Origin of the sequence: Pseudomonas mosselii, from assembly GCF_005796105.1 — a bacterium.
GTDB classification, from domain to species: Bacteria; Pseudomonadota; Gammaproteobacteria; order Pseudomonadales; family Pseudomonadaceae; genus Aquipseudomonas; species Aquipseudomonas mosselii_C.
The window spans coordinates 253796-276074 of record NZ_VAUO01000001.1 but is presented as its reverse complement, the minus strand read 5'-3'; the positions used below and the strand labels follow the sequence as shown (position 1 = coordinate 276074).

The 22279-nt window shown below is 62.4% G+C and carries 23 protein-coding genes; 13 read left to right on the top strand and 10 right to left on the bottom strand.

Going from position 1 to position 22279, the window contains the following annotated elements; translation table 11 throughout:
* Positions 1-127 precede the first annotated feature (127 nt).
* Together FEM01_RS01290 and FEM01_RS01285 are read left to right on the top strand one after the other, a co-directional pair.
* Positions 128-1054 carry a LysR family transcriptional regulator gene (locus FEM01_RS01290; protein ID WP_138217481.1) on the top strand — a complete coding sequence of 309 codons (927 nt, stop codon included), beginning with the start codon at positions 128-130 and terminating at the stop codon, positions 1052-1054.
* 214 nt (positions 1055-1268) lie between these two features.
* A complete protein-coding gene (locus FEM01_RS01285) occupies positions 1269-2423 on the top strand; it encodes a cysteine desulfurase family protein (protein WP_138217480.1) in 1155 nt (384 codons plus the stop codon).
* Positions 2424-2480: 57 nt separating this feature from the next.
* On the opposite strand, the gene nfsB is transcribed toward FEM01_RS01285, so the two are convergent.
* The gene (gene nfsB, locus FEM01_RS01280) at positions 2481-3134 is read right to left on the bottom strand and encodes an oxygen-insensitive NAD(P)H nitroreductase (RefSeq protein WP_138217479.1); all 654 of its coding nucleotides are present in this window, start codon (positions 3132-3134) and stop codon (positions 2481-2483) included.
* A gap of 203 nt (positions 3135-3337) precedes the next feature.
* On the opposite strand from nfsB, the gene FEM01_RS01275 reads away from it, so the two are divergent.
* The 4 genes from FEM01_RS01275 (at position 3338) to FEM01_RS01260 (ending at position 7033) form a co-directional block, all read left to right on the top strand.
* The gene (locus FEM01_RS01275) at positions 3338-4168 is read left to right on the top strand and encodes an AraC family transcriptional regulator (RefSeq protein ID WP_138217478.1); all 831 of its coding nucleotides are present in this window, start codon (positions 3338-3340) and stop codon (positions 4166-4168) included.
* A gap of 49 nt (positions 4169-4217) precedes the next feature.
* Positions 4218-4802: a LysE family translocator gene (locus FEM01_RS01270; protein WP_138217477.1), complete on the top strand. Its 585-nt coding sequence runs from the start codon at positions 4218-4220 to the stop codon at positions 4800-4802.
* Positions 4803-4895: 93 nt separating this feature from the next.
* Positions 4896-5393 carry a hypothetical protein gene (locus FEM01_RS01265; protein WP_138217476.1) on the top strand — a complete coding sequence of 166 codons (498 nt, stop codon included), beginning with the start codon at positions 4896-4898 and terminating at the stop codon, positions 5391-5393.
* Positions 5394-5434: 41 nt separating this feature from the next.
* The gene (locus FEM01_RS01260; RefSeq protein WP_138217475.1) at positions 5435-7033 is read left to right on the top strand and encodes a GGDEF domain-containing protein; all 1599 of its coding nucleotides are present in this window, start codon (positions 5435-5437) and stop codon (positions 7031-7033) included.
* Here FEM01_RS01260 and FEM01_RS01255 read toward each other — a convergent pair.
* A complete protein-coding gene (locus FEM01_RS01255) occupies positions 6997-7356 on the bottom strand; it encodes a VOC family protein (RefSeq protein ID WP_138218149.1) in 360 nt (119 codons plus the stop codon). The genes FEM01_RS01260 and FEM01_RS01255 overlap by 37 nt on opposite strands.
* A gap of 158 nt (positions 7357-7514) precedes the next feature.
* Between FEM01_RS01255 and FEM01_RS01250 the strand changes: the two genes are divergently transcribed.
* Positions 7515-8345 carry a ParA family protein gene (locus tag FEM01_RS01250; protein ID WP_138217474.1) on the top strand — a complete coding sequence of 277 codons (831 nt, stop codon included), beginning with the start codon at positions 7515-7517 and terminating at the stop codon, positions 8343-8345.
* A 1-nt stretch (position 8346) separates the two neighbouring features.
* Here FEM01_RS01250 and FEM01_RS01245 read toward each other — a convergent pair whose 3' ends face one another.
* Genes FEM01_RS01245 through FEM01_RS01225 form a run of 5 tightly spaced genes read right to left on the bottom strand, consistent with a single transcriptional unit; the run spans position 8347 to position 14851 of the window.
* Entirely contained in the window at positions 8347-8724 is a 378-nt protein-coding gene (locus FEM01_RS01245) for a response regulator (protein WP_138217473.1), read from the bottom strand.
* 44 nt (positions 8725-8768) lie between these two features.
* Positions 8769-9995, bottom strand: a complete 1227-nt coding sequence (locus tag FEM01_RS01240) for a hybrid sensor histidine kinase/response regulator (RefSeq protein WP_138217472.1) — start codon at positions 9993-9995, stop codon at positions 8769-8771.
* Complete coding sequence (locus FEM01_RS01235; protein ID WP_138217471.1) at positions 9989-10564, bottom strand: chemotaxis protein CheB; 576 nt, start codon at positions 10562-10564, stop codon at positions 9989-9991. The genes FEM01_RS01240 and FEM01_RS01235 overlap by 7 nt, the downstream gene beginning before the upstream one ends.
* Positions 10561-11382 (bottom strand): CheR family methyltransferase, encoded by an 822-nt coding sequence (locus FEM01_RS01230; protein ID WP_138217470.1) that lies wholly within the window; start codon positions 11380-11382, stop codon positions 10561-10563. Before FEM01_RS01230 ends, FEM01_RS01235 begins: the two co-directional genes overlap by 4 nt.
* 4 nt (positions 11383-11386) lie before the next feature.
* Entirely contained in the window at positions 11387-14851 is a 3465-nt protein-coding gene (locus tag FEM01_RS01225; RefSeq protein WP_138217469.1) for a response regulator, read from the bottom strand.
* Between the two features lie 256 nt (positions 14852-15107).
* Here FEM01_RS01225 and FEM01_RS01220 point away from each other — a divergent pair, with 256 nt between their 5' ends.
* The gene (locus tag FEM01_RS01220) at positions 15108-15458 is read left to right on the top strand and encodes a response regulator (protein ID WP_138217468.1); all 351 of its coding nucleotides are present in this window, start codon (positions 15108-15110) and stop codon (positions 15456-15458) included.
* Between the two features lie 53 nt (positions 15459-15511).
* Positions 15512-16717: a glycosyltransferase family 4 protein gene (locus tag FEM01_RS01215; protein WP_138217467.1), complete on the top strand. Its 1206-nt coding sequence runs from the start codon at positions 15512-15514 to the stop codon at positions 16715-16717.
* Between the two features lie 43 nt (positions 16718-16760).
* Here FEM01_RS01215 and cobF read toward each other — a convergent pair whose 3' ends face one another.
* A complete protein-coding gene (gene cobF, locus FEM01_RS01210; RefSeq protein ID WP_138217466.1) occupies positions 16761-17510 on the bottom strand; it encodes a precorrin-6A synthase (deacetylating) in 750 nt (249 codons plus the stop codon).
* 68 nt (positions 17511-17578) lie between these two features.
* Entirely contained in the window at positions 17579-18868 is a 1290-nt protein-coding gene (locus FEM01_RS01205; RefSeq protein WP_138217465.1) for an OprD family porin, read from the bottom strand.
* A gap of 360 nt (positions 18869-19228) precedes the next feature.
* Between FEM01_RS01205 and FEM01_RS01200 the strand changes: the two genes are divergently transcribed.
* From FEM01_RS01200 to FEM01_RS01190, 3 genes are all read left to right on the top strand, one after another.
* Entirely contained in the window at positions 19229-19588 is a 360-nt protein-coding gene (locus FEM01_RS01200; protein WP_138217464.1) for a histone-like nucleoid-structuring protein, MvaT/MvaU family, read from the top strand.
* A 206-nt stretch (positions 19589-19794) separates the two neighbouring features.
* A complete protein-coding gene (gene gloA, locus FEM01_RS01195) occupies positions 19795-20322 on the top strand; it encodes a lactoylglutathione lyase (protein ID WP_138217463.1) in 528 nt (175 codons plus the stop codon).
* Between the two features lie 97 nt (positions 20323-20419).
* Positions 20420-20662 carry a hypothetical protein gene (locus FEM01_RS01190; protein ID WP_138217462.1) on the top strand — a complete coding sequence of 81 codons (243 nt, stop codon included), beginning with the start codon at positions 20420-20422 and terminating at the stop codon, positions 20660-20662.
* A 54-nt stretch (positions 20663-20716) separates the two neighbouring features.
* Here the strand turns inward: FEM01_RS01190 and FEM01_RS01185 are convergent, their stop codons facing one another.
* Complete coding sequence (locus FEM01_RS01185) at positions 20717-21538, bottom strand: shikimate 5-dehydrogenase (protein ID WP_138217461.1); 822 nt, start codon at positions 21536-21538, stop codon at positions 20717-20719.
* 162 nt (positions 21539-21700) lie between these two features.
* Between FEM01_RS01185 and FEM01_RS01180 the strand changes: the two genes are divergently transcribed.
* Positions 21701-22042, top strand: a complete 342-nt coding sequence (locus FEM01_RS01180; protein WP_138217460.1) for a hypothetical protein — start codon at positions 21701-21703, stop codon at positions 22040-22042.
* Positions 22043-22279: the final 237 nt, after the last annotated feature.

The window sequence follows — 22279 nt, the reverse complement described above, 5'->3', positions numbered from 1 at the left end:
CGTCAATGAAGAACATGGGGCAGAGCCTAGAACAGCTGCCCTTCATCCACCTAACCTATTTTCTACGTGTATAAACATTCATAACCGATATATGATCCCGCCATAACTCCAACAAAGAGCGGCGCCCATGAACCTCAGCAAGGTCGACCTCAACCTGTTCATCGTCTTCGACGCCATCTATACCGAAGCCAACCTGACCCGTGCCGGGCAGATCGTCGGGATTACCCAGCCGGCAGTCTCCAACGCCCTGTCACGCCTGCGCGAAACCTTCAACGACCCGCTGTTCGTGCGCACCGCCCAAGGCATGGTCCCCACGCCCATGGCACAGAACATCATCGGCCCGGTGCGCAATGCACTGTCGTTGCTGCGCACCTCGGTGCAGGAAAGCCGCATCTTCAACCCGCAGCAGGCCAGCAAGACCTTTCGCATCAGCATGACCGACCTGACTGAGGCGGTGATCCTACCGGCGCTGTTCCAGCGCCTGCGGCGCCTGGCCCCAGCCTTGGTGATCGAGAGTTTCCTGTGCAAACGCCGCGAAACCACCAAGGAATTGGCCGCCGGACGCCTGGATTTCGCGGTGGACGCACCCTTGAATACCGATCCGCAGGTGCGTCACGTCAAGCTGATGCAGGACCAGTACGTCTGCGCCATGCGCCCCGGCCATCCACTGGTTGACAGCAAGCTGACCCTGGACACTTACCTGAGCATGACCCATATCCACATCTCCAGCCGGCGCAACGGCCTGGGCTATGTCGATCTGGCGCTGGGCAAGATGGGCGTGCAACGGCGCGTGGCGCTGCGTTCGCAGCACTACCTGATGGCCTCTCAGGTATTGCAGCAAACCGACATGGTCATGACCGTACCCGAGCGCTTCGCCCGCCGTCATCAACTGCGCTACCAACCACTGCCGGTGGAAGTACCGGCGCTGGAGACCCATCTGTACTGGCACGAAAGCACCGACCAGGATCCGGCCAATCGCTGGATGCGCGAGCAGATCATCGAATTGTGCGAACGGGTCGCGGCCGAGGAGCAGCAAGCGCTGGAAAACGCCTGAGGAGTCGTGGTGCGCAGCACCTGGCCCAAGGCTAGATGCACAGGTTGTCGGCATGCGGAGAAATTTTTTCTCCGTCATAAGCTCATGGCGAAAGGTTATTTCTACAAAGCGCGAGCGTTGCGGTAAGAAGAGAAAACCTTCGCCGCAGCCTCCCCGTAGCATGCGGTTCATGGATGCCGAACACCGGCGTCCCTGCACGGACAAGCGCCCGATCATGACCACCGCCCCGCTCTACTTCGATTATGCCGCCACCACGCCGGTTGACGACCGAGTCATTGAAACCATGCTCGCGTGTCTTGGCCGCGAGGCCACCTTCGGCAACCCCGCTTCCAGCGGCCATGCCTATGGCCAAGCCGCCCGCGCGGCAGTCGATCAGGCTCGCCAGCAAGTTGCCGAGCACCTCGGCGCACACGCCGACACGCTGGTATGGACCTCTGGCGCGACTGAATCCAACAACCTGGCGCTCAAGGGCATCGCCCAAGGCGCAGGGCAGCCCGCACACCTGATCACCAGCCAGTTGGAGCACAAAGCCGTGCTCGACACCGCCGCCGAACTGGAACGCCAGGGCTGGGTAATCACCCGCCTCGAACCCGACACCCACGGCCTGATCCAGCCCGACGCCGTCCAAGCGGCATTGCGTACCAACACTCGCCTGGTGTCGCTGATGGCTGTGAACAACGAACTGGGGACTGTCACCGACTTCGTCGACATCGGCAAACGGGTGCGCGCGCACGGCGCGCTGCTGCATGTCGATGCCGCACAGGCGATAGGCAAGGTCACCCTCGACCTGGCCCACCAAGCCGTGGATTTGATGTCGTTCTCGGCCCACAAGGTCTACGGCCCCAAAGGCATTGGCGCGCTCTATGTCGGCCCGCGTGCACGCGAGGTGTTACGCGCGCAGATGCACGGCGGCGGCCATGAACAGGGCCTGCGCTCCGGTACCCTGGCGACCCACCAGATCGCCGGCATGGGCAGCGCGTTCGCCCTCGCCGGCCGGCCAGGCGATGCCGAATACCAGCGTATCGAGCGGCTTTCGGCACGCCTGCGCGACGGTCTGCTGGCATTGCCGGGCGTACGCCTGAATGGCTGCCCCGTCCAACGTATCCCGCACACCCTAAACCTGTGCATCGACAGCAAAGGCTTCAACAGCCTGGCCTTGGCCAGCGAGCTGGCCCTGTCGAGCACCTCGGCCTGCAACTCGGCGAGCAACGCAGCCTCCCACGTGCTGCTTGCCCTGGGCCTGGACGAGCAGCAGGCGCGAAATAGCGTACGCCTGAGCCTTGGGCGCTATACCCAAGAGCAAGAGGTAGAACGCGCCATCGCGGTATTCAGGCAGGTCATTGGCGCAGCGGCACTGACGCTGTGGTGAGCAGGCTCGCCTAGGGCACACGTGACACGGGGCGAGGCCTGCTCGCGGTGAACGCGGTCAAAGGAAGGTGAACACCTGCTGCGCCGGCAGACGCGACTTGCCCAGGCCTGCATTGAAGTCATCTTCACTGCGGTAGCCCAAGGCGAGCACCACCACACTGGTGAAGCCGCGCTCACGCAGGCCCAGTTCGGCGTCCATCACCTTGCTGTCGAAACCCTCGATGGGCGTCGCGTCCAACCCGTAGGCCGCTGCGCCCAGCAGCGCCGTGCCCAGGGCCAGATAGACTTGCTTCTCCATCCAGTGCTGCAGGTCCTTGTTGTCCAGGCGGTGTAGGTCGGTGTAGAAGCGGCGGGTTTGATCGCCAGTGGCTTTGGCTTGTTCGTCGCGGAAACGGCCGTCCTGGTCTTCCTGCTCAAGCACTGCTTGCAGGTGCGCATCGGTCATGTCGGTGCGCGCAGCGAACACGATCACGTGGGAGGCATTGAGGATCTTCGCGGTGTTGTAGGCAAAGTCCGGCTCAGTGCTCTTGGCCAGGCGTGCCTTGCCCTCGGCGCTGTCGGCAACGATGAAGTGCCAGGGCTGGGAGTTGACCGACGAAGGACTGTGACGCAATTGTTCGAGCAACGCATCGACAGTCGCCTGCGGGATACGTCGGCTGGCATCGTAGGCTTTGGTGGTATAGCGGCGCTTGGCCAGGGCAACGGTGTCCATCAACGGTGACTCCTTTGGGATAGTGGATGACGCGCATCTTAGCGCCCCGACCGCAAAGAAAAACCTGTAAATCACAGCAACACTTTCAGCACCAGACTGAAAATCCAGCGTTGCATGGCCCGACTGACGGTTGCACATTCGTTCCAGACCCTCAGCCAGGGTTGGGTTATGGTAGGCACCTTTCCTTCATCCTGCGGATTGCCATGAGCCACTGGATCGACCTCAGACAGGACGCCGACACCGGCATCGAGTCGGTCCGCGCGCATTTCACCGGCCACGCCTACGACCCGCATTGGCACGACACCTTCCTGGTCGGCGTCACCGAGCAGGGTGTACAGCAGTTCAACTGTCGCCGGGTACGCTTGCAAAGCACGCCCGGCCAGGTGTTCCTGCTCGAACCGGGCGACCTCCACGATGGCCTGGCGCCAACCGCCGAGGGCTTCACCTACTCGACCCTGTATCTGGACAGCCAGTGGCTGGAAACCGAGGTGCGCGCGCTGTTCGAGCACGCGCCCTCGCATGCGCTGCCCAGCTTTGCGGCCACCCTGCACCGCGACACGCGGCTGGCCGGGGCCACCTTACGGGCCTTCCAGAGCGTGCACGAGCAAGAACTGCGCATCGTCCGCCAGACCACCCTGGACGACCTGCTGGCCTGCCTGACCGGGCACCTGCAATGGCGCAAGCGGCTGGACCCAGATCCGCGCCTGCCCCTCACGGCGCAGGTGGCCCGCGACTACCTGCACGCTCACCTTGATCAGGACATCGACCTGCAAACGCTGGCGCAGGTCTGCGGTGTGGACCGTTTCCGCCTGACCCGTGCGTTCAAGTCGGCCTTCGGTCTGGCACCGCACGCCTATCTGATCCAACTGCGCCTGGCCCGCGCGCGGCAACACCTGGCCCGTGGCGAGACCCCGGCCGAGGTTGCCATGGCCCTGGGCTTCGCTGACCAGAGTCACTTGGGCCGCTGGTTCCGTCGCGCCTACCGTCTCACACCCGCCGACTACCGCAAGCGCTGCTCAAACCTTCCAGACTGAAGTGCAGGCCAAAGCGATCATGCAGCTTCGATTGACCGGAGCCCTTCGCATGTCGCCTACCCTCCTGCCGTTTCTGCTCTTTGCCCTGGCCGCCAGCATCAGCCCGGGGCCGACCAACCTGCTGCTGCTCGCGCATAGTGCCCAACATGGCCTGCGCGCAAGCCTGGGGCCCGTGCTGGCAGCCTGCGGTGCAGCTGCGGCGATCGTGCTGATGGTCGGCCTGGGGCTGGGCGAAGTGCTGTTGCGCCATCCGCTGGCGCAACAGCTGATGAGTGGGGCCGGCGTACTGTGGCTGAGCTGGCTGGCCTGGCGCCTGCTACGCGCCGCCGGCGAGCCGTTGCAGGCGGCCAATGGCAGTCGCTTGAGCGCCTGCAGCGCGGCCACCCTGCAATTGATCAACCCCAAGGTGTGGCTGATGGCAGTGGCAGTGGTCGGGGTGTTTGCCACGCCCGTGCTGCCAGTGTGGAGGCTGGCGCTGGTGTTCCTGCTGGTCGCAATACCGTGCATGGCGGTGTGGGTCTTGCTAGGCCTGGGCAGCGCTCGCTGGCTGCGTTCGCCAAAGGCGCTGCGCGGCTTCAACCAGGGCCTTGCAGGCTTGTTGCTGGTGTCGGCCTGGTCGACCTTGCTGCTGTAGTCGAGACTCTGGTTTTTTTTTACCCAGCCCTCTCCTGGCAGGGGGCTGGCATGCAGTACACTCGCCGCCTTGAACCGTGCCCAAGGCCCTGCCATGCCCCTTCTGCGTAAATGCCTGCTCGCGCTGCTGCTCACCGCCCTGACGGCTTGCGACCAGAAACCCAGCCGCGAACAACAGATCGTCGATAACCTGCCGTTGCAGGAAGCCTACGACCACAACATCGAACGCATGGCACAGTTGCTGGCTATGACCCATCGCCAGGTGCCCGAGGCCAAGATCCGCGAAATCCTGCGCCAGCACCTCACGGTCGAGGACCAACGCCAGGACCTGTACCGTTTGTACAGCGAGAAGCACTTCAACGATCAGGAGTTCGCCCGCATCGTCGAAGCCACCCGTGACCCGGCCAAGGCCAAGGCGCTGGGCGAGACCGACGAAGGCAAGCGCCTGGGCGAGAAGCTCAATCGGCTGATGCGCGAAAGCGCCAACGACCCCAAGGTCCAGGCGATTGTCGAGCAGCGTATGCGTGAGGTGAACATCGCGCTTGAACAGTTGCAGCCGCCACGCGATGCCGATGGCAAGGTAACCCCTTAGCGAGTAAGGTAATCATTCATCACCGCCCTGCGAGACACGGATTGCCATACGCCAAGCTCGGACTGCGCCTGGACCTGCGCACCTTGATTCTGGTCCTCTGCGCGCTAACTGCGCTGGTAATGCTACTGACCAGCTATTTCGCCAGCTACCGCGTACAGCGCCAGTTGTTGATCGACCATGCGCTGGAATCCAATCGCGTGTATGCCGCCAAGCTCGCCGCGATTACCGACGCCTTCATCAATAATGCGCTGCAACAACTGCGTTTCAGCGCTGGCGTGCAGAGTCACCAATCAGGTAACGACGCGGCGCAGCTGGCAGAAACCGAGCGTGTGCTGCACCAGAGTTACGCGTTCAACTCGACCTTCCTGGTCGATGCCAACGGCGTGCTACGCGCCATCTCGCCGGCTTCGCTGCAGCACCTGATCGGCACCCAGTCCAATTCCCCCGGTTCCCAGCAAGCGCTGCGCGAGCGTCGCACGCTGGTGTCCACGCCGTTCCTGTCGGCGGCCAACAACCTCGTGGTGATGCTGTCGCAGCCGGTGTTCGATGCCCAAGGCCGTTACCTGGGCTACGTGGGCGGTAGTCTTTACCTGCGTGAACGCAACATCCTCAATAGCCTGTTGGGCGAACATTTCTATCAGGACGGCTCGTACCTGTATGTGGTCGACCGTAACCGTCGCCTGCTTTATCACCCCGATGGCCAGCGGGTCGGTACGCAGGTCGAAGGCAACACGCTGATCGATGGGCTGGCCACCGCCCCCGGCGGCACCCGCGCGGTAATCAACAGCCAGGGTGTGCAGATGCTCGCCGGCTACGCCACGGTGCCCACTACAGGCTGGGGCGTGGTCGCACAGCAGCCACTGGCCGCGACCGTGGCGCCGCTGAACCATCTGGTCCTCAACGTGGTGGGGATTTCGGCGCCGCTGGCCCTATTGGGCTGCCTGCTGCTTTGGTGGCTGGCGCTGATCATCGCGCGTCCGCTCTGGCAACTGGCCGCAGGCGCGCGCAGCATGGACCGCAACGGCACCAGCGAGCGCATCGAACGAGTACCCGCGTGGTACTTCGAGGCGGCTGAACTCAAGCGTGCACTGCTGCTGGGCCTGAACCTGATGCACGAACGCATCGGTCGGCTCGACCTCGATGCGCGTACCGACCCACTCACCGGGCTGGTCAACCGCCGGGGCCTGACCGTGGCGATAGCGCGATTGGAAGAAGAAGCCCGCAGCTTTGCCGTCATCGTGTTGGACGTCGACCACTTCAAGCACGTCAACGATGGGCATGGCCACGACGTCGGCGATCAGGTGCTCAAACGCCTAGCCGAACTGATGCGCGGCGCTTGCCGCGAAGGCGATGTGCTGTGCCGCACCGGCGGCGAAGAGTTCCTCATGCTGCTACCCGAGGCGAGCCTGGCGGTGGCCGCGACGGTGGCCGAACGCCTGCGCGGCACCGTGCAGCACACTCCGATCGATCCGGTGGGCAGTATTACCGTGTCACTGGGCGTCGCGCACTGGCCGCAGGCCCCCGACAGCACGCCCGAAGACGCCCTCAATGCGGCGGACAAAGCGCTCTACCTGGCCAAGCAGCATGGACGCAACCGCGTCTGTCACGCCTCGCTGGTCGACCACACCGCCAGCTCGTAGCCATCTAGGTCGAGGAAGTGAAAGCGTCGTCCGCCCGGAAAGGCGAATACGGCGCGGCTGATGCGTCCGCCTGCCGCTTCGATGCGGCGCTGGGTGTGTGCCAGGTCGTCGGCGTAGACAATCACCAAGGGGCCTCCTGGACGCACCGGCTCGCCCGTGCTGAAGCCACCGGTCAAGCGACCATCGCTGAATTCGGTGTAGGTAGGCCCATAATCGACGAACTGCCAACCAAACACTTCGCCATAAAACGCCTTGCTGCGGGCGATATCGCTCACGTTGAACTCGATGTTATCGACCTGACGGTCGTTGCCGCGCACACCCATGGTGGCCTCCTTGCGTTGAAGTGAACGACGAGCATACTGCACAACTGCTCTGGCGCGGTACTTGCGCTCGCGCAGTGCCACGCCCTGTCTTAATACTGTCATGTTGCCGTCATAGGATTGACTTCGCTCTGACATTTTCCATCAAGGACGATCCAACCATGCGTCGTGTCGTGTTCAATCGCAAAGGCGGCGTCGGCAAATCCAGCATCGCCTGCAACCTCGCCGCTGCCAGCGCCGCAGAAGGCTACCGCACGTTGCTGGTGGACCTCGACCCCCAGGCCAACGCCACCTATTACCTCTCCGGCCTGACCGGTGCGGCGATCCCCTCGGGCATCACCGACTTTTTCCGCCAGACCTTGGCCCCGCACGCGGCCTGCGGCAAGAAACACCGCGTCGCGATCACCGAGACGCGCTACGCCAACCTGCACCTGATCACCGCAAGCCCGGACCTTGCCGAACTTCAGGACAAACTGCAGAGCAAGTTCAAGATCAACAAGCTGCGCAAGCTGCTGGTGGCACTCTCGGCAGACTACGAACGGATCTACATCGACACACCGCCGGCGCTGAACTTCTTCACCTTCAGCGCCCTGGTCGCCGCTGAGCGACTGCTGATTCCCTATGACTGCGACAGTTTCTCGGGCCAGGCGCTGCACAGTGTCATGGCTGAGGTGCAAGCGTTGCGCGAAGAGCACAACAGCGCGCTACAGGTCGAGGGCATCGTGGTGAACCAGTTCGCAGGCCGTACCGCGCTGCACCAAACCTTGGTAGATCAGTTGCGTGATCAAGGGCTGCCAGTGCTGCCGGTGTACCTGAGCAGTTCGATCAAGATGCGTGAATCACACCAGGCCGGTGTGCCGTTGGTTCACCTGGCGCCCACGCACCGTTTGACACAGGCGTTCGTGCAATTGCTGGATGTGCTGGAGCGGGTGGCGCAGGCGCAGGCCCCCGACCAGCCCCTGCCGTATGCAACGACAGGCTTGCAGGCGTGACTCAGCACAGCAATGTCTGGATCTGCTGGTGCAGGGTATCCAGATCGAACGGCTTGGCCAAAATCGGCGCGCGGCGTGCGATGGGGCTGCCGGACTCAAGGATTTCGGCGGGGTAGCCACTGATGAAGATCACTTTCAGGTCCGGGCGCAGCTTCACAGCAGGTTCGGCGATGTCTACCCCGGAGATGCCACCAGGTAAGCGGAAATCGGTCACCATCAGGTCCAGGTGCGGCTTGCTGGCCAGAATCGCGAATGCCTCTTCGCCATCTTCGGCCACCAACACATGGTAGCCCTCACCCGCCAGGTAATCGCGCAGGATCATACGGATGGCCGGCTCATCCTCGACAATCAACACCACATCTTGTGCATCTTCACTCATGACAACGCCTTCGAATTCAATAGGATAGCTATCAGACCCCACGCTTACGCGGAGGTTGCCTGCACGTGGTCGGTTTGTTGCGACAGTGCAGGCAGCGGCAGGTAGACGCTGAACGTGGCACCCTGCCCTTCAGTGCTGAACACCTGGATCCGCCCACCATGGGCCAACACGATCTGCTCGGAAATATACAGCCCAAGGCCCAGGCCACCGGAGGCCTGCTGGGCCGCTACGCGTTCGAACTGTTGGAAAATCCGCTGTTGGTTCTGCGCACTGATGCCGATACCGGCATCCTGTACCTGCACACAAGCCATCGCGCCATCTGCGAAAACGCGTACCTGCACCGGCTTGCGCTCGCCGTAACGCAAGGCATTGGACAGTAGGTTGGCGAGCACCTGCTCGATGCGAAACTCGTCCCACTCGCCCGGCAAGGTCCCGCAGCTCTGCAGCTCGATGCGCGTACCCAACGCCTGGGCCTGGGTGGCAAAGGTTTCCACCAGCCCCTGCACCAACTGACCGAGGTCGAATACCTTTGGCCGGATCGACAGCTTGCCGGTGCGAATACGCGAGACGTCCAACATGTCTTCGACCAGCCGGATCAGGCTGTTGATCTGCCGTTCGTCGCGCTGGACCATGGCCTTGAGCTTGTCTTCGCTGAACGCCGCCAGGTTGCCCCTGTCCAGGTGCATCCGGCGCAGCTGGGTTTCCAGGATCAGGCCATTGAGCGGTGTGCGTACCTCATGGGAAACGATCGACATGAAATCGTCACGCATGCGCACCGCCCGCTCCAGTTCAACCCGTGCGACTTGTAGCTGGGTCAGCAACTGCTCTTGCTCGGCGCGACTGCGCTCCAGTGCCTGCAACTGCCGATCCAGGGCCTTGCGCTGGCGGAATAGCTCGACGAACACGGCGACTTTGCTCTTGACCGCAACGGTGTCCAGCGGCTTGTGCAGAAAATCCACCGCGCCACTTTCGTAGCCCTTGAACGCGTAGTTCATTTCGCGACCGGCGGCGGTCACGAATACGATGGGGATGTTGCGGGTCTTCTCGGTACCGCGCATGAGTTCAGCCAACTCGAAACCGTTCATGCCAGGCATCTGTACATCAAGGATGGCCAGGGCGAACTCATGTTCGAGAAGCAGCGACAGGGCCTGTTCGGCCGAGCGGGCCTGGTGAACCTCTCGGTCCGGGCCCTGGATCAAGGCATTGAGCGCGAGCAAGTTCTCTGGCAGGTCGTCGACGATCAGCAATTTGGCGGTAATGTGGCTTAGCATGCGCTGGATTCCAGGGTGGCGAGCAACTGCCCGATACCGCTCAAAGAAAGAATATGGTCTGGGCTGTGCAGGGCCAACGCGGCCTCGGGCATCATCGCCACCTGTGCATCGCGGGGGTCCTGGACCACGGTCCGCCCCCCATTCTGTTTGATTCGCAGCAACCCTCGGGCGCCATCTTCATTGGCCCCGGTGAGCAGCACGCCGAGCAGGCTCGGGCCGTAGGCGTCGGCCGCCGACTCGAACAGATAATCGATGGCCGGGCGCGAAAAATGCACCGGCTCCTCCTGGCTGAGGGACAAGGTGAAGTCGCGCTCGACCGACAGGTGATAGCCAGGCCCGGCGACATACACCACACCGTTGTCGATGCGTGCCTTGTCCTGAGCCTCGCGCACCGGGCACTGCAAGCGCCGTTGCAGCACCTCGGCCAGCTGGCTGTGGCGTCGGTCAGGCAGGTGCAGCACGCACAGCACCGGCAGGCCGAAATCCCGCGGCAATGCGCCCAGCACGTTGAGCAACGCCGTCACCCCGCCCGCCGAAGCGCCGATGACCACTGCGCGGATGCCTTTCATGATTTACGGTAGATCCGCTCGGGGCGCACCAGCGGCTCGAAACGCTCGCTGTAAGCCGAAAAGTCCACGGACTCCTTGCTGCCCAAGACCAGGAAGCCGCGGTGACACAGCGACTCATGGAACAGCCCCAGCGCCCGGTCTTGCAGGGCCTTGTTGAAGTAGATCAGCACGTTGCGGCACGACACCAACTGGGTTTCGGAGAACACGCTATCGGTGGCCAGGCTGTGGTCAGCGAACGTCACGTTCTCGCGCAGGCTGCTGTCCATGATCGCGTTGCCATAGGCGGCGGTGTAGTACTCGGAAAAATCCCGGCGTCCTCCCGCCAGGCGATAGTTCTCCTCGTACTCGCTCAGGCTCTGCATCGAGTAAATACCTTGCTTGGCGCGCTCCAGCGAGTGGGGATTGATGTCGGTAGCGTAGATGATGGTGCGTTCCAGCAGGCCTTCTTCGCGCAGCAAGATGGCCATGGAGTAAACCTCCTCGCCCGTGCTGCAACCGGCGATCCAGACCTTGATCGACGGCCACGTGCGCAGCAGCGGCACCACCTCGTTGCGCAGCGCCAGGAAATGCCCGGGGTCGCGAAACATCTCGCTGACCGGAATAGTCAGGTACTGCAGCAACTCCATGAACATACCGGGGTCGTGCAGCACGCGCTCCTGTAGGGCGGTGACCGTACGGCACTCGAACTGCCGCATGGCATGCAGGATACGACGCTTGATCGAAGCGCCGGAATAGTCGCGAAAATCGTAGCTGTACTTGAGGTAAATGGCCTCGATCAGCAAACGGATTTCAATGTCGGTGTTGCGGTCACTGGTCAAGATTTCAAATTCGCTCTAATTGCGGCAACCAGACCCGTATCAGCGAGAACAGGCGGTCCAGATCGATCGGTTTGGCCAGGTAATCATTGGCACCTGCCTGCAGGCAGCGCTGTTGGTCGTCTTTCATCGCCTTGGCGGTCACGGCGATGATCGGCAGCTTGCGCCAGCGCGGCTGCTGACGGATGAGCCGAGTGGCTTCATAGCCATCCATTTCCGGCATCATCACATCCATCAGCACCAGGTCGATGTCATCGTTGGCCTCGAGCACCTCGATCGCTTCGCGCCCGTTGCGGCCGATTTCGACGATGGCCCCCTTGTGCTCCAGCGCGCTGGTAAGGGCGAAGATGTTACGCACGTCGTCGTCCACCAGCAGCACCTTGCGCCCTTCGAACACCTTGTCGCGGCTGCGGGCGGTCTTGAGCATGCGCTGCCGTTCGTTGGACAACTGCGCCTCGACTTTGTGCAGGAACAGCGTCACTTCGTCGAGCAGGCGCTCGGGCGAGCGTGCGCCCTTGATGATGATCGAACGCGAATACTTGAGCAGGTCGGTTTCTTCTTCGCGGGTCAGGTTGCGGCCGGTGTAGACGATCACCGGCGGGAAGCTGCGGATGTCCTCGCAGGTCATGCGCTTGAGCAGCTCGTTACCGAGCATGTCGGGAAGCTTGAGGTCGATGATCATGCAGTCGTAAACATGCTCGCGCAGCAGCGCCAGCGCCTCCTGAGCCAGGCCTACGGCGGTGATCTCGATGTCATCGTCACCGATCAGACGGGCGATGCTCTCGCGCTGCAGATCGTCGTCCTCCACCAGCAGGATGCGCTTGAGCTTCTGCGTGAGCTTGGCCTCCAGGCGGGCGAACACCTCCTTGAGTTCTTCGCGGCTGGTCGGCTTGACGGCATAGCCCACCGCGCCCATGTGCATGGCCGCCTCGACCCGGTCCTCCACCGAAATAATGTGCACCGGGATATGCCGCGTGCCAGGCTGCTCCTTGAGACGTTGCAACACGGTGAGCCCGGAATGATCGGGCAGACGCATGTCCAGCAAGATTGCGTCGGGCAGGTACTGGGCGGCCAACTCGAAGCCTTCGTCAGCGGCCTGGGCTACCAGGCAGCTATAGCCCAGTTCGTGCGCCAGGTCGTAGAGAATACGCGCAAAGTTCGGTTCGTCCTCGATCACCAGGATGCAGCGGTTGCTGAACGGCGCCAGCTCGCGGTCGTCGGCAAAGGCCGGGGCCGAGCGCTCCGAACGCGCCGGCGCGGGCAAGGCCGGGGCTGGCGGCAGCTCGTCCACGGCCGGACGCAGGCTGTGAACCGGCAGTTGCTCAGACGCTTCGAAGTGCTCGGGAAGGATCAGGCTGAACACGCTGCCCTGCCCTGGGCTGCTGTCGACGCTGATCTGCCCACCCAATAGGTGCGCCAGATCGCGTGAAATCGACAGGCCAAGTCCGGTCCCGCCGTATTTGCGGTTGCTGGTGCCATCGACCTGATGGAACGCGCCAAATACCGCCTGGTGCTGGTCGGCGGCGATGCCGATGCCGGTATCACGCACGGCGAACACGATCCCCGTTCCCATCTGATGGCTGATACGCAGGCTCACCTGACCTCGCTCGGTGAACTTGATGGCGTTGGACAACAGGTTCTTGAGGATCTGCTCCAGGCGCTGACGGTCGGTGAACAGGGTCGCAGGCAGAGGGTGCTCCAGCTCCACGGTAAATTGCAGGCCCTTGTCCTGGGCCAGCGGCCGGAACATGCCCTGCAACCCTTCGACCAGACGTTCAAGCGGCGTGGTTTCGGGGCGTACTTCGAGCTTGCCGGCCTCGACCTTGGCAATGTCGAGGATATCGTTGATCAGGTTGAGCAAGTCGTTGCCCGCCGAATAGATCGACTCGGCGAATTTGACCTGCTCCTGACTGAGGTTACCTTCGGCGTTCTCGGACAGCAGCTTGGCCAGGATCAGCGAGCTGTTGAGCGGTGTGCGCAGCTCGTGGGACATGTTGGCGAGGAATTCGGACTTGTACTTGCTCGAACGCTGCAAGTCGTCGGCACGCGCCTGCAATTCTTGCTGGGCGCTGTTCAGCTCGCTGTTCTTGCGATCCAAGGCCTCAGTGCGCTCGGCCAGTTGTTCGTTGGTCTGCTCCAGTTCCGCCTGCTGGGTCTCCAGGTAAGCCTGTGACTCCTTGAGCACCCGGGACTGCTCTTCGAGTTCCTCGTTGGCAGTCTTGAGTTCCTCTTGCTGGACCTGCAACTCCTCATTGAGCTGCTGGGTCTCGGCGAGCACTTCCTGTAGGCGCTGGCGATAACGGGCAGTCTCGATGGAAATGCCCAGGTTGCCGCCCAACAGTTCCAACAACTCCAGGTCGCGGTCCTGCAACGGGCGCAGAAGGCCCAGCTCGACCAGACCGTTGGCCTCACCATCATGCCGGGCGGGCATCAACACACCGCTGCGCGGCAGGCCACTGCCAAGGCCTGAGCTGAGGCGATAGTAGTCCTCAGGCAGATCGTCCAGGCGCAGCAGACGGCCCTGCTGGAGGGCCTGGGCCAGCAGGCCGGCGTGCTGGCCAAGCACCTGCTCGCGGGCCTGATGCTCGGCGTCGAGCCCATAACTGGCCACCCGGATCAGTTGGCCGTGATCGTCACGCACATAGACTGCGCCCACCACGCTGCCCAGGTAGGTGGCGAAAAAGCGCAAAATATTGTCGCCCAGCATCGGCAGGGTCAGTTGCCCAAGCACCTGTTCGGCCAACTGGGTCTGCCCCGTGCGCAGCCACGCCTGATGCTGTAGGCGCTCGGCGGCACGCTGCTGGCCTTGCAGGTTTTCGACATAGCTGTTGGATAACGCCAGCAGGTCGCGACGCCCAAGGTAGGCGAGCAAGGCACTCAGGGCCACGATGAACAGCACGAACGCGGTGATCGCCGTGACGGTGACCGTGCTCACGGTTTGGTTGCGAGCCATGCGCAGTTGCTGTTCCGTGCCGATAAAGCCCTCGAATTCCTTGCGGATCTCATCGGTGATGCGCTTGCCGCGGCCATTGCCGATGGACGCCTGGTAATCACCATGGCTGCGACGCTGCTGGATCATTTCACTGCCGAAGTCGTTCCAGGCGCGTTGCAGAGCTATCAGGCGGTCAATGCGATCAACCTGGGTCGGGTTATCAATGACCAGTTCGCGCAAGGTGTCCAGGCTGCTGAAGATGCGCGGCTTGGCGACCTCGTAGGGGTCCAGGAAGCGCTCGTCGCCGGTGATCAAGAAGCCGCGCATGCCGGTTTCCATGTCGATCGACAGCTTGACGGTCTCGTTGGCATTGCCGATCACCCGATCGGTATGTTCTACCCACTGCATGGCCGAGAGCAGGTAGTTGACCACCGCGACGAACGCCACGGCCCCCAAGAGCCCCACTCCCAAGGGCAGGCCGACGTTGCGGCTGAGCAGCTTGCGAAAGCTGCGTTGATCCATCGAGGCTGCTTGAATCATGTGATTGAGGCCCGAGCGAAAAGTCCATTGAACAGTGTTGGCGGCTACGTCTTGTGTGAATCACCCTGCGCCACACCGGCCGGTTTATACAGCGAGTTTAACCACCTTTGGCCATACTGGCAGGGCATTTAGCCAGTATTTGAAGGCGGCACGCGCCAATCGTTCCATCTATTTTCATGGACCGGTAAGCTTGGGAACTTCTGCCAAGGCCCTGCGCACAGAGTAGAGACCATTCATCGAAACAGGACCCGTACCTATGCACCTGCTAGTAGTCGAAGACGACGACATCGTTCGCATGCTGATTGTCGAAGTGCTCGACGAGCTGGGCTATACGATTCTCGAGGCTGAGGATGCTACTGCCGCATTGCGCATACTCAGAGACCTGAACCAGCCCCTGGACCTGTTGATGACCGATGTCGGCCTGCCCGACATACGTGGCGATGCGCTGGCGGCCAAGGCGCGTGAGTTGCGCCCCACGTTGCCGGTACTGTTCGCCAGCGGCTATGCCGACAACGTGGAGGTGCCCGAAGGCATGCACGTGATCGGCAAGCCGTTCAGCATCGAGCTGCTTCGCGAAAAGATGTTAAGCATCCTAGGCACCCCCTAAACGCGCCGCGCATGCTTAAATAAGGGCCTTTCACTGGTTCAAGGCCCTGCACCATGCCCCACCTTTTGGTCGCTGCCCTTCACTGGCCCGAGCCGCAAGCCTACAGCGCAGGTCGGCACCTGCTGCAACTGCTAGAGCACGTGCGCGCCGAGGGCTGGCACGTCACCTTCGCCTGCCCGGCCACGCCAGGCATCTACAAGGCTGACCTGGCCAGACTGGGCATCGTCGAGCAGCGCATCGCCGAGGACGGCAGCAACCTGGCCACGCAAACGGCCGACGTGGTGCTGTTCGACCGCTTCGACAGCGAGGAACGCTTTGGCCGCGTTCTGCGCCAGCAATTGCCGAACGCGCTGTGCATATTGTTCAGTTGGGGCCTGCAAAGCCTGCGCGATGCGCGCCAGCAGCTACTGCGTCGGCGCCTGATCGAAGGCCTGGACCCGAACGACTTCCACACCCTGTTCAGCACCCCGGGGCCTGAGCTGTACCGACAGATGGCCCGCTCGCCACTCAGCGCGCGAGAGCTGGCGGCGCTGTGGCGCTGCGACCTGACTCTGGTCACCTCGGATGCCGAGATGGACCTGCTGATCAATGGCTTCGGTGTACCGGACTACCTGCTGCACCACTGCCCACCCGGCGTCGATGCGCTGCCTTCGGCGCGCCCCTTCGCCGAGCGCGCCGACTTTGTCAGCCTCGGCAATTTCGGCCACCCTGCCACGCTCGATGCACTGCTGTGGCTGCGCCACAACCTCTGGCCAATGCTGCGTCGGCGTTTGCCCGAGGCGCAGCTGCATGTTTACGGTGCCAACCTTGACGCGCGCAGCCAAGCGCTGCATGCCCCACACGAGGGCCTGCATATACACGGCTGGGTCGCCGACGTGGAGGCGGTGATGGGCAGTGCCCGCGTGTGCCTGGCGCCACTACGGGTAGGTGCTGGGGTCAAGGGGCAATTGCTCGACGCCTTGCGCTGCGGTACACCCAGCGTGACCACACCGATAGGCGTCGAAGGCATGGGTGGGCCACACGCGTGGCCGGGGCGTGTCGAGAGCACTGCCGAGGGGCTCGCGCGGGCAGCCGTCGAGCTGTATCAGGACGAGCCGGCCTGGCAGCACGCCCAATCGGCCTGCGCCCCGTTACTGCGCCTGCGCTTCGACCCACGGCGCCAGCGCGCGGCGCTGCTTGGGCAGGTGGCGCATAGCCTGGGACAACTGGATGAGCTGCGCCTGTTCAATTTTACCGGCGCGATGCTGCGCCAGCGCTGAGCCTGTTGCGCAGGACTGCGGTGACCATGCGCTGAACCAGGCCTCAGCCCTCACGGCGCAACAGGTAGGTGTCCATGATCCATCCGTTGCGCCGCCGGGCCTGCTCGCGTACCTGCAGAATGCGTGACTTCACCGCCTGGAGCGGCCCGGCGATCAGCACTTGCTCCGGCATTCCCAGATAAGCGCCCCAATAGATGTGCAGCGCCGGGTCGTCCAACGCGGCGAACGCGCACTGCCCATCAAGCATCACCACCACGTTGTCCACCCGCACCTGCGCGGCCAGACGCCTGCCCGGCAGCACGGTCAACGGCTCACCGACGCGGTTGAGCGGGATCTGGTGGCGGGCGGCCAGGGCCTGCGGGCTGCTGATGCCGGGGATCACTTCCAGGCTCAGGGCAACACCGCACCCGCGCACCTGCTCAAGAATGCGCAGCGTACTGTCGTACAAGCCAGGCTCGCCCCACAGCAGGAAGGCCCCGATGTCCCCGGCACCGAGCTGCTCTTCGATCAGCCGGGCATACAGCGTCGCACGCTGCTGGTGCCAGGCCTGGACCGCGCCGGGATAGTCAACGGCCTCGGTGTCGCGCTGCGGGTCCGAGACTTGCACCAGGCGATAGCCACCCTCAGGCCGATAGCGCGCCAGAATGGCCTTGCGCAGGTGCAGCAACGCGTCGACATGCGCGCCCTTGTCGAGCACGAAACACACCGTTGCACGGCGCAGCGCATCGACCGCCTCATAGGTGATCTGCCGGGGATCGCCAGGCCCGATACCGATCAACAGCAAGTGCTTCATCACCTGGTCTGCCTAGTTACCCGCGCGCATTGTCGGTGGGCCGTTCGCCTTTGGCAAAGTGCGGCCGGTCAGAACGCCGAGAAATTGTAGCTGACAATCACCCGTGTCTCGTCCATGTCCCGCGCCCACCTCGCGTAGTTACTGCGGTAGGTGGCGTTACGCAGGCGTACGCTGACATCCTTGAAGGTGCCGCCCTGCACCTGGTAGCGCAGCTCGGTGTCGCGCTCCCATTCCTGGCCTTGGGTGTCACTGCCCGGCACTTTGATGTGGTCGCCATTGATGTAGCGGGTCAGGAACGTCAGGCCGGGCACACCCAGAACCTTGAAATCATAGTCATAGCGCAGTTGCCAGGAACGTTCCTGAGCGGCAGCGAAGTCGTTGACCTGGGCATAGTTGACCAGGTATGGGTTGCTGCCATCAAGGTAAGGCATGGCGCTTTCGCCGAACATACGCTGCCAGCCGAAGCTGAGCTTGTGACCGCCCACACTGTAGCCGAACAGGCCACTGAAGGCGCGATGGTCGATCTCGCCTGCGCGGGCATTGCCAATGTCGTCGCTCTTGATCAAACGCAGGTCAGTCGACAGCGAGCCCACCGCCAACGGCTGACTGGCGACTACGCCCAGAAAGTGCTGGCGGTAGATGTTGTCGAGCTTCGACACCTGATACTGCGCAGTGACCCGATCATTGAAGCGGTAGTCGAGGCCACCCAAATCGAAGTGGTCGGCTTCGATATCGCAGGCATAGCGTTTGTTCTTGCAATGCACGCGAATGTCCTGGCGGTCGGTCGAGTCACGTGCGATGTACTGGTTCAGACGAGCCAGGGTAAAGGTGAAATCGCGCACCTGTTGCGACGTCAGCCAGGCACCGTGGAACAAGGTCGGCAACAAACGTCCGTCGTTGTACTTGAGCAAGGGCACATCGGGCATCATGGCGCCGTACTTGAATAGGGTCTGCGACACTTTCACCTTGCCGGCCACGCCGAACTTGGCGTATTGGTCGACCGAACCGCGTGGATCATGTCCGGTAGAGGGCAACAAGCCACTGTTACTGTCGGCCGGACTCGAATCGAGCTTGAAGCCCGCCATGCCCAAGGCATCGACGCCTACACCAATCGGACCTTGGGTATAACCGGATTGGACATTGAGAATGAACCCTTGGGCTGCCTCTTCGCGCTTGGACTCGCCCTGGCTTGAACTGCTGCGCCCATCGCGAAAATCACGATTGAAATACACTGTGCGTGATTCAAGCCTGGCACGGCTGTCTTCAAGAAAACCGGCCGCTTCTGTCGAAACACAGGCACACAGCAAGAGCAACCCGACAACACGACGTCCCCGGGCGAGAAGAAAAGCGGCAAACATGCGATTGGAACATCCAGACATAAAAGCGAATATTGTCCCGGTCGCCAATGACTACCGGTGTTGTACGAGGAACGGGAATAACTCCACACGTACCGTAAAGGGTGCGCTGAACGCTCTGGGACAGGCCATTGGACCATGGTCTAGACGCGCTTTCAGCGACCTGCACGGGCGACTTCACATACAGTACGAAAACGCCACAAAGTTCCCGACATTTTGACCTTAAGTTTGCTGTTTACCCGTATGCAAGTGGCTACTACACTCTCGTGAGCGAACAGTGTTACCTATCCGCGTGGCCGGCGTTCAGTCCAAGTAGTCATGTTCGTCACGTCATGCCACGGCAGACTTACAGGAGTGATGACAGTGTCCAGACTTGCAGAGTTTCGTGCTGCCGAAAAAGCGCTTCAGGAACAAATGGCTCAACTGGAAGCCTTGAAAAAGGACGCCGGTCTCAAACGCGAAATCGAGTTCGAGCAAAAATTGATCGGGCTGATGAAAAGCTACGACAAGAGCCTGCGCGACATCATCGCCATCCTTGATCCCAAGGCGGTGAGCCATAACCTGGCTACTCCGGCCAAACAGCAACGCCGCCCGCGCGTGGTGAAGGTCTACGAAAACCCGCATACCGGGGAGTTGATCGAAACCAAAGGCGGCAATCATCGAGGCCTTAAAGCCTGGAAGCAACAGTACGGCGCCCAAGCAGTGGAGAGCTGGGTACGCTGATGAAATGTCAACGTACACTTCACACTTTTTTCACACCTGCTGTTTCAGTATCGAACCAGCTAAAGGACTAGCGACCCCATCACGCGCCCGCACATGCGGGCCTCTAATTCCAGCGCCCTGCCACCGTGCAGGGCGCTTTCATTTGCGCGACTGGCTGACTGCCGTATCATGGCCCACTTGTTTTAGACCCTGATTCTGGAGTCCCCATGAGCCTGCAAGACCTGCATACCCTGCCCGGCGTCACCGCCCAGCCAGATGCCGCAACCGCCCAGTTCGTGTTCAACCACACCATGCTGCGCGTCAAGGATATCGAGAAGTCGCTGGATTTCTACACCCGTGTGCTGGGGTTCCGCCTGGTGGACAAGCGCGACTTCCCGCAAGCCGCCTTCAGCCTGTATTTCCTGGCCCTGGTAGACCCCGCGCAGATTCCTGCTGACGACGCCGAACGCCACCAGTGGATGAAGTCGATCCCTGGCGTGCTCGAACTGACCCACAACCACGGTACCGAGAGCGATCCTGCGTTCGCCTACCACGATGGCAACACCGACCCGCGCGGCTTCGGCCACATCTGCGTCTCGGTACCGGACGTGCGCGCCGCCTGCGCGCGTTTCGAAGCCCTTGGGGTACCATTCCAGAAGCGCCTGCAGGACGGCCGCATGAATCACCTGGCCTTCATCAAGGACCCTGACGGCTACTGGGTCGAAGTCATCCAGCCGACCGACCTCGAAGGCTGAGGCACGCGCCGCGCGTTCGTCGGGCCGGGACCCCTCGGCCCCTCGTCGTGGTATATGAGAAGTACATGCCCTTCCAGACCACAGCGAGGTAAGGACGATGCAATCGCTGCACTGTGAGTACCGTGAGCACACCATCACCGCCAGCGTGATGCCCCACCCTGGCGCTCCCCTGCCGTATGCCGCAGGCTGCCTGATCACCGACCCACAGGGTCATACCAGCCGGCGCCTGTCGATGCCGATGAAGTTCTTCAGCGACCTGGACAATGCCCAGCATGTGTCACTGGCGCATGGCCGTGCGCTGGTCGACCAGCAGCTCGACCATGGGCAACGGGTGTTCTGAGCGCCGCACCCGTGGAGTCGAGGTGGCACAGCGCCACTTCCCTCGTACCCGCGTTCAGCCTTCCCGGGCGTAGGCGACCGCCGCGTCCACCTGCGCTTGAGTAGGCCGCACGCCGGTGTACAGCACAAATTGCTCCAAGGCCTGCAACGCGATCACTTCAAGGCCGGTGATCACCGCTTTGCCCTGCGACTCGGCACGCTGGATCAGTGGAGTGCTCGCGGGCATCGCGACCACGTCGAACACCCACTCAGCTGCATCGATCGCAGTCTCGGGAAACGCCAACTGCTGCGCCTCAGGGCCACCGGCCATACCAATCGGGGTCACGTTCACCAGCATCGGCGGGCTTATATCGTCAATCGCGGGCAACCAACGGTAGCCGCACATGTCAGCCAAGTGCCGCCCGGCCTGCTCGTTCCGGGCGACGAGTGTGCCATCCCTGAACCCCGCGTCACGCAGCGCACAGGCGACAGCCTTGGCCATGCCACCACTGCCGCGCAGGACGAACGCCGTGTGCGGATCGACCTGGTGTTGCTGCAACAACTGGCGAACCGCCAGGTAGTCGGTGTTGTAGGCCTTCAGGCGACCCGCATCATTGACCAGCGTATTCACCGACTCGATGGCAGCAGCCGACGGGTCGATCTCGTCCACCAGTGCCAGGCAGGCCTCTTTGTACGGCATCGACACGCCACAACCGCGAATGCCCAGGGCGCGAATCCCACCGATGGCGCCTGGCAGGTCCTGGGTAGTCATTGCCTTGTAGTAGTAGTCGAGCCCCAACTGTCGATAGAGGTGGTTGTGAAAGCGTACGCCGAAGGTGCCGGGGCGACCGGCCAGGGAAATGCACAGGACCGTGTCCCGGCTAGGGATGATGCTCATCTACGCCTCCTCAAATACGGCTGAAACGATTGATCTAGCCTAACAGAGGTGACCGCCGGTCGCTCCTTACACAACCTTTACCGTTGCCCAGTGCGCAGTTGGCGTTCTGCGCGGTCATAGTAGTCAGGCCCCAAGCGTGGGGTTGTCTTGCGAGGAATGATCATGAAACGTCTCATCCCTGGAATCGCCCTGCTGGTTGGTGCGCTGGCCCTCAGCGGCCAGGCTTCGGCGCACGGCGGCTGGGGTGGCCCGGGCCCGGTCATCGGCGCTGCCGTGGTGGGTGCTGTGGTCGGCGCGGCAGTCAGTGGCGGGCGTGACCGTACCGTGTACGTGGAACAGCAACCGGTCTACGCGCCGCCGCCGGTGTACGTTCAGGCTCCACCGCCACCGGTCTACTACCAGCCACAGCCGTATGTGGTCGAGCGCTACGTGCCCGCCCCGCCGCCGGTGTACCACCGTTACTACGGCCCGCCACCAGTCTACTACGGCCCACCGCGCTGGTAAGCGCTACCCACGATGCCATCAATGACCACTATTGAAAGCATTGATTTCAGGCCAAGCCGATCCGTGGGTAGAGTGTCGACATGTTCCACAGGCCAACGCCAGCGCCGCTGGTGCCTCCGAATCTGTTGTTGTGCGTGCTCCCTACGCCGTTTACCGCCCGCCACCTCGGCGGGCTTTTTTTGCCTGCTCGAAACCACCGATGGCCGCCCGGACTAGCAGGTTTTCTCGCCATTGCCC